We start from the raw sequence: 5,138 nt of genomic DNA on the forward strand, positions 1-5,138 counted from the left end.
CGCGTGGGCCACCGCCCGGGGGCTGCCTGCCGATCCGTTCGTCGCCTTCCGCGAGAGCGGCTATCTCGAGACGATCACCCGCGAGCGCGGCGACCGCAATCTCGCGTCGGTCACCTCGTACGCCTGAACCATGCCGGCCACCTGGCGCATCGCCGCGGGTGACCTCGGCGCGACGAGCGGGCGCGTCATGCGCGCCGACGTGGACACGGCGGCGGGCACGCTGGCGCTCACGGAGGTCCACCGCTTCCCCACGCCGACCGTGACCGATGCCACGGGGCTGCACTGGGACGCCCCTCGCCTCTTCGACCTCGTCCTGGCGGGACTGGTGCACGCCTCCGCCACGGGGCCGCTCGACAGCCTGGGCCTCGACACCTGGGGCGTCGACTACGGCCTGATCGATGAGGCCGGCGACCTCCTCGGCCTGCCGTACCACTATCGCGACACCCGGACCGACGGCGTGATGGAGGCCGTGATCGCCCGCGTCGGGCGCCAGGCCCTCTACGACCGGACGGGCATCCAGTTCCTGCCCTTCAACACGCTGTACCAGGTGGTTGCCGAGCAGCGCGACGCGCCCGAGCGCCTGGCGCGCGCCGCCACGCTGCTCACCATGCCGGACCTGCTGCACTTCTGGCTGACCGGCGCGCGCGGCGTCGAGTACACCAACGCGACGACCACGCAAATGCTGGACTGGCGGACCGGCCGCTGGGCGGTCGACCTGCTCGACGACCTCGGGGTGCCGACGCGTGTGCTACCGCCAATCGTTGCGCCTGGCACGCGCCTCGGCGTACCCGTCGCCGCGTGCGCGAACCGTGCGCCGGCCATCGCCGGCGTTCCCGTGATCGCACCCGCCTGCCACGACACCGGGTCGGCCGTGGCGTCGATTCAGTCAGGCGGCGGCGTGGCGTTCCTCAGTTCCGGGACCTGGTCGCTGCTCGGCACCGAATCAGCGACGCCAGTCGTGTCGCGCGCGAGCCTCGCGCACAACTTCACCAACGAGGGCGGCGTGGCCGGTACCACGCGCGTGCTGCGCAACATCACCGGCCTGTGGGTGCTCGAGGGCTGCCTGCGCGGGTGGCGGACAGAGGGACAGGCCTTCGCGGTGGAGGACCTGCTGGCCGCGGCCGCGCAGCGCCCGGCCTGTCGGGCCCTCATCGACCCCGACGACCAGAGCTTCCACCGCGCCCCGGATGCCGCCGCGGTGCAGGCATGGTGTGGCCGCACCGGACAGTCGGTGCCCGAGTCGGCATCCGACGTGGCGCGGGTGGTGCTCGACAGCCTGGCGCTGGCCTATCGGCGCGGCGTGCGCGCGCTCGAGATGGTGACCGGCGTGCAAGTCCACACGATTCGGGTGATCGGCGGGGGGGCGCGCAACCGGGTGCTCAATCAGGCCACCGCGGATGCCACCGGCTGCCGGGTGCTGGCCGGCCCCGTCGAGGCCACCGCGCTCGGCAACGTCGCCGTGCAACTCGTCGCGGTCGGCGCCTGTCGGACGCTGACCGACGCCCGCGCCCTCATCGCCACCGCCTTCCCGCCCGAGGAATTCACGCCGCGCGCGACGCAGGTGTGGGATCAGGCCGCGGAGCGCTTCGGTAATCTGAAATTCGACATGTGAAATGCAGGGGCTGCGGCCTCCGGCCTGCAGCCGCGCCATTTCTGCCCTTTGCCCTTCGGCCCTTTGCCCTTCTGCCTTTGCCCTTCTGCCCTTGCCCTTGCACCTTCGGCATGAGGCATGAGGCATGAGGCATGAGGCATGAGCAATGACGAATGACCCGCGTCAGGCGGTGTCGTCCCCCTCCATCGCATCCGGGATGTCGTGCGCGTCGTCGAGCCACTCGCTGACGACGACGATGTAGCCGTCGGGGTCACGCACCTCGAACTCGACGTCGTGGTAGGGCATGCGTTGCAGCGGTCGCGAGATGTGGCAGGTGGCCGACAGCCTGGCGTGCAGTTCCCGGATGCGCCCGCCCGACAGCCGGACGTACAGGGCCCAGCCGGCCGACGGGCGCAGCGCCGCGGGGTCGGCGGCCGCCCGCACCATGAGTTCGGCGCCCCCGCGAGACAGCAGGGCGAACTGGTAGGGCGGGTGCTGCGGGAACGGGGCCACGTCGAAGCCGAACGCGTTGGCGTAGAACTGCGCGGCGCGCTGCACGTCGGCCACCGCGAGCACGGCGGTCACGCACACCGGTTCGGCGGCGCGACGTTCCACGCCGGTCCACGCGCCCGGGGTGTCGCCGGCGTCCGGTTGGCGGGCATCGAGCGACTCCTGGTAGTCCGCGAACTCCTTGAGGAACCGCTCCACCGGCTCGATGTTCCAGGCCGGAGGCGGGATGAAGCGCTTGCGCGCCTCGGCGCTGTCGAGCACCTCGGCGCCGTAGAGGACGCGCAGGGCCGAGAGGTCGGGGGCCAACAAGTCGTCGGACTGGCGGCGGAACTCCTCCCACGACGGGTCGCCCAGCAGGCGCATCTGTCGCTGCACCAGCCGTGTGTACGCCACCGTGATCGTCTCGTGATAGCGCTGCGGGTTCCCCGTCGAGATGGCGAGGCGTTTCAGGCCCCGGCGCAACCGCCCCACCGCGTCGCGGAAGGGGGCGTGGCGCAGGCACAGCCACGCCGCGCGGATGTGCGCCTCATGGCCGAAGCCGCTCAGATCGAGCGTACCGGCGTCGAAGTGCTCCAGGAACTCGTGGTCGCTCAGCATCTCTCTGTATGATGATGCGCCATGCGCATCATGCGGTGCATTACCGAGAACGACCTGATGGTCCATGTGACCGACGGCGAGTTGGGGAGCTACCACCTGCTCTCCGGCAACCCCTACGACGGCTTCAAGGAAACGCAGGCCCACGTCCCCGTCCGTGAACTGCTGGCCCCGGTCGTCCCGACGATGATCTGGTGCATCGGGCTCAACTACAAGCGGCATGCCGAGGAGACCGGCGCGAAGATCCCCGAGCAGCCCGTGGTGTTCGCCAAGGGGCCCAACGCCGTCCAGCGCCCCGGCGGTCCGATCGCCATCCCGCGGTACCTGGCCAGCGAGCAGGTCGACTACGAGTGCGAACTCGCCGTGGTTATCGGCAAGCGCTGCAAGAACGTGACACCCGAGCGCGCCCTCGACTACGTCCTCGGCTACACCTGCGCCAACGACGTCAGCGCCCGCGACTGGCAGATCAAGCGCGGCGGCAGCCAGTGGAGCCGCGGCAAGACGTTCGATACGTTCGCGCCGCTCGGGCCCGTGCTGGTCACGGCTGACGAGATCCCCGATCCGAACAACCTGCGCATCAGCACGCGCCTCAACGGCGAGGTCGTGCAGGACTCCAACACCGCCGACATGATCTTCAGCGTCCGCGAGATCATCAGCTTCCTCAGCGGCAGCACCACTCTGCTGCCGGGCACCGTGATCCTGACCGGCACCCCCGAGGGCGTCGGGATGGCGCGCACGCCGCCACGCTGGCTCGCGCCTGGCGACGAGGTCAGCATCGAGATCGAGAAGATCGGCACGCTCACCAATCCCGTCGTCCTCGAGGAGACGGGCGCCTAGGATGGCCGTCGCGCCGCCCACGACCCTTGCCGGCCGGCTCGCGCAACTCGGGCCCGGCCTGATCATCAGCGCCGCCATCGTCGGATCGGGCGAGCTCATCGTCATCCCCAAGCTGGGGGCGGCGATGGGCTTCACGCTGCTCTGGTTCGTGATCCTGGGCTGCGTGCTCAAGGTGTTCGTGCAGGTCGAACTCGCGCGACACGCGATTGCGCACCAGGAGACCACGCTGGTCTCGCTGGACACGATTCCCGGGCCGCGGTGGCGGGTGTCGTGGGTGCTGTGGGCGTGGATGCTGATGTACGCGGGCACCGTGCTGCAGGTGGGCGGCATCATCGGCGGCATCACGATGATCTGCGGCATGCTCGGCCTGAACTGGCCGCCCTGGGTGTGGCTGGTGCTGACCACGGGCTCGGGCATTGCGCTGCTCGTGTCGGGGCGGTATGGGCCGGTCGAGCGCTACTCCACGGCGATGGTGGCCATCTTCACGCTCTCGGCGATGGTGGCCGTCGTCGCGCTCCAGTGGACCGAGTTCCACGTGACGGCGGCCCAGTGGCGCGAAGGGCTGTCGCTGCACATGCCCGACAGCTTCACGATCGCGTTCGCGGCCTTCGGCGTGACGGGCGTCGGCGCGTCGGAGTTGATCTACTACCCGTACTGGTGCCTCGAGAAGGGCTACGGCCGGAGTGTCGGTCCGCCGCCGCCCGGAGGCGCGTGGTCGCCGCAGCGGCCGGCGTGGACGGCCGGTGCGCTCGGGTGGCTGCGCGTGATGCGGCTGGACGCGTTCGTGTCGATGATCATCTACACGTTCGCCACCATCGCGTTCTACGTGCTCGGCGCCGCCATCCTGCACCAGACCGCCCGTGACGTCAGCGACAACGACCTGATCGGGCGCCTCGCCGACATGTACCTGCGGTCGCTCGGCGAGTGGAGCTACGTGCTCTTCCTGGTGGGCGCACTGGCGGTGCTGTACTCCACGTTCTTCGTGGCGACGGCCTCCAACGCGCGGTTGCTGGTGGACGTGGGCGGCCTGCTGGGCGTACCGGCAGCCGCGGCCCCGACGGCCGAGGCGCGCCGCAAGGCCGTGCAGGCGGCGTGCGTGCTGCTCCCGCTCGCCTCGGCCACCGCGTACGTGGTCTGGCCCCAGCCCGTGACCCTGGTGCTGATCGGCGCCGTGGGACAGGGCATCATGCTGCCCCTGCTGGCCGTGGCTGCGGTGTACTTCCGCCACAAGCGCCTCCCGCCCGACCTCGCCCCATCCACTGGCTGGACGGTGGCCCTGTGGATCTCGGCCGGCCTCATGACGCTGGTTGGCCTGTACCAGTTGCTCCGGACGATCGGGGCGATCTGAGGGCTGTCCAAGGGACAAGGGACACGTACGCAAGAGACCAGGGAGACAAGGGACAAGGGACAGGAAACCCGCAAGGGACGAGGGACAAGAGCACCGCCACGACCGAGGCTGCGGGGAGAGACGACCTCGAGAACGCCGCCGTTGGGCGGCCCGCCTGGGTCAGTGCCGTCCTTGTCCCTGGTCGCAGCCCCCCTCCTGACGGGCGTACTCGTCCCTGTTCCCTCGCCGTCCCCGTCCCTCGTCCCTTGCCTCCCTTGT

General features: G+C 70.3%; 4 protein-coding genes. 3 read left to right on the top strand and 1 reads right to left on the bottom strand.

Annotation, left to right across the window (positions count from 1 at the left end):
* Nucleotides 1-130: 130 nt before the first annotated feature.
* Nucleotides 131-1,612 carry a rhamnulokinase family protein gene (locus ACIRDX_RS20375; RefSeq protein WP_396627273.1) on the top strand — a complete coding sequence of 494 codons (1,482 nt, stop codon included), beginning with the start codon at nt 131-133 and terminating at the stop codon, nt 1,610-1,612.
* A gap of 162 nt (nt 1,613-1,774) precedes the next feature.
* On the opposite strand, the gene ACIRDX_RS20380 is transcribed toward ACIRDX_RS20375, so the two are convergent.
* Nucleotides 1,775-2,698, bottom strand: coding sequence for a VOC family protein (locus ACIRDX_RS20380; protein WP_396627274.1), 924 nt, complete (start codon nt 2,696-2,698; stop codon nt 1,775-1,777).
* A 21-nt stretch (nt 2,699-2,719) separates the two neighbouring features.
* On the opposite strand from ACIRDX_RS20380, the gene ACIRDX_RS20385 reads away from it, so the two are divergent.
* Together ACIRDX_RS20385 and ACIRDX_RS20390 are read left to right on the top strand one after the other, a co-directional pair.
* Entirely contained in the window at nt 2,720-3,532 is an 813-nt protein-coding gene (locus ACIRDX_RS20385) for a fumarylacetoacetate hydrolase family protein (protein WP_396627275.1), read from the top strand.
* Between the two features lies 1 nt (nt 3,533).
* Entirely contained in the window at nt 3,534-4,880 is a 1,347-nt protein-coding gene (locus ACIRDX_RS20390) for an Nramp family divalent metal transporter (protein ID WP_396627276.1), read from the top strand.
* The last annotated feature ends 258 nt before the right edge of the window (nt 4,881-5,138 follow it).

Origin of the sequence: Luteitalea sp. (assembly GCF_044337415.1) — a bacterium.
Taxonomy (GTDB): Bacteria; Acidobacteriota; Vicinamibacteria; order Vicinamibacterales; family Vicinamibacteraceae; genus Luteitalea.

Excerpts from the sequence above, each read along its gene's own strand:
- ACIRDX_RS20385 (WP_396627275.1), top strand. The coding sequence starts at position 2,720 with ATGCGCATCATGCGGTGCATTACCGAGAACGACCTGATGGTCCATGTG.
- ACIRDX_RS20380 (WP_396627274.1), bottom strand. The coding sequence starts at position 2,698 with ATGCTGAGCGACCACGAGTTCCTGGAGCACTTCGACGCCGGTACGCTC.
- ACIRDX_RS20375 (WP_396627273.1), top strand. The coding sequence starts at position 131 with ATGCCGGCCACCTGGCGCATCGCCGCGGGTGACCTCGGCGCGACGAGC.
- ACIRDX_RS20390 (WP_396627276.1), top strand. The coding sequence starts at position 3,534 with ATGGCCGTCGCGCCGCCCACGACCCTTGCCGGCCGGCTCGCGCAACTC.